The organism is Microbacterium sp. Bi128 (assembly GCF_918698205.1).
Window position 1 is genome coordinate 1 of record NZ_CAKKMM010001007.1, and the last position, 1,872, is coordinate 1,872.

The window sequence follows — 1,872 nt, forward strand, 5'->3', positions numbered from 1 at the left end:
GGTGTGCCCGGGCGGCCGCGGCGAGGCGGGCCGGCTCGTTGGTGAGCTCCGGATCCACCCCCTCCATTTCGCGCAGGAAGATGTCCCGGACCTGGCTGCGGTTCTTGTGGATGGCCGGGACCAGGATGTGGCTGGGCTTGTCGTGGTCCAGTTGGACGATGAGCTCGGCGAGGTCGGTCTCGTAAGCCGCGATGCCCCGTTCTTCGAGGTATTCGTTGAGGCCGATTTCCTGCGTGGCCATGGACTTGACCTTGACCACCTCGGTGGCGCCCTGGTCCCGGATGAGGGCGGCGACAATGCTGTTGGCTTCGCCGGCGTCGCGGGCCCAGTGGATGGTCCCGCCTCGGGCGGTGAAGTTCGCCTCGAACTCTTCGAGCAGTTCCGGCAGCCGGGCCATGACGGATTCCTTGATCGCCCGGCCCGCCTCGCGCAGCTCCTCCCAGTCGGGGAGTTCGGACACGACGGCCAGCCGCTTGTCCCGGATGGTCCGGGTGGCGTGGCCGAGGTTGGCCCGCAGCTGGGGGTTGCCGAGTTCGCGGCGGGCGGCTTTCGGGAAGGGCTCGTGTTCGTGCAGGTTGCCGATGCCGAAGACCGGCAGGGACGGCATCCCCAGGAATGTGCCGCTCATCGTGCGGTCCTTCCGGTGGTGAGGCGGACGTCGCCGGAGACGGCGGCGGGATTCTCGAGGGTGCTGGCCAGGATCTCGGCGAAGTGCATCGTGGTGACGCCGCTGCCCTGCCGGGACAGTCCGCCGCCGATGTGCATCAGGCAGGACGCGTCGCCGCCGGCGCAAAGTTCGGCGCCCGTGCCGCAGATGTTGGCGGTCTTGTCCGCCAGCATCGCCGAGGAGACGTCCGCGTTCTTCATCGAGAAGGTGCCGCCGAAGCCGCAGCACTGGTCGGCTTCGGGCAGTTCGGCCAGTTCGATGCCGCCGACCGAGCGCAACAGGTCCAGTTGGCGGTCGCCGAGCCGGAGCAGGCGCATGCCGTGGCAGCTGGGGTGGTAGGTGATCCGGTGCGGGAAGTACGAGCCCAGCTGCGCCGCTGCGTCGGTGACGCCCAGGACATCCACCAGGAGCTGGGAGAGCTCGTAGGTTTTGGCTCCGACGGCGGCGGCCCGGGCTTCCAGCCCGGCGTCCCCGCAGCGGCGGGCGACCATGGAGTGCTGGTGCTTCACGGAGGCGACGCAGGAGCCGGACGGTGCGACGGCGACGTCGTACTCCTCTTCTTCGAAAGCCTTCACATGGTTGGCGACGACGGGCAGCGCCTCCTTGAGGTAGCCGCTGTTGACGTGCATCTGCCCGCAGCAGGCCTGCCCGGCGGGAAAGATGACCTCGTGGCCGAGGCGTTCCAGGACGGACACCGTGGCGCGGGCCGTGGCCGGGTACATGGCGTCCACGATGCACGTGGCGAAAAGCGCGATCCTCACTGGGCACCTCCGGCGCTCTGGTGTGCCGCCACGGGTGAGGGCACGTACTCCGCCGAGTGCTGGGAGGCACGCACCACGGCGCGCAGCTCGCCCAGCCCGCCGCTGAGCACGCCGGCGGCGCGGGCCTGGACCAGGACGTTGCCCAGGGCCGTGGCCTCGACGGGTCCGGCGATCACGGTTTTTCCGGTGGCGTCGGCGGTGAGCTGGCACAGGAGCCCGTTCTGGGATCCGCCGCCCACAATGTGCACGACGCCGGCCCGGACGTCCGCGAGCCGTTCGGCGTCGGCGATGGTCCGGGCGTAGCCGGCGGCAAGGCTGTCCAGGATGCACCGCACGATGTGCGCGGGATGCTCCGGCAAGACAGCACCGGTGTTCCGGACCGCGCCCCGGATCCGTTCGGGCATGTTGTCCGGAGCGATGAAACAGGGGTCGTCGGCGTTGATG

3 protein-coding genes are annotated in these 1,872 nt (G+C 69.8%); all 3 read right to left on the minus strand.

Going from position 1 to position 1,872, the window contains the following annotated elements; translation table 11 throughout:
* A partial coding sequence (locus LQV45_RS29140) for an LUD domain-containing protein (protein ID WP_230010529.1) occupies positions 1 to 628 on the minus strand: 628 nt, incomplete at its 3' end.
* Positions 625 to 1,428: a (Fe-S)-binding protein gene (locus LQV45_RS29145; protein ID WP_230010532.1), complete on the minus strand. Its 804-nt coding sequence runs from the start codon at positions 1,426 to 1,428 to the stop codon at positions 625 to 627. The genes LQV45_RS29140 and LQV45_RS29145, both read right to left, overlap by 4 nt.
* A partial coding sequence (locus LQV45_RS29150) for an FGGY-family carbohydrate kinase (RefSeq protein ID WP_253074597.1) occupies positions 1,425 to 1,872 on the minus strand: 448 nt, incomplete at its 5' end. The genes LQV45_RS29150 and LQV45_RS29145, both read right to left, overlap by 4 nt.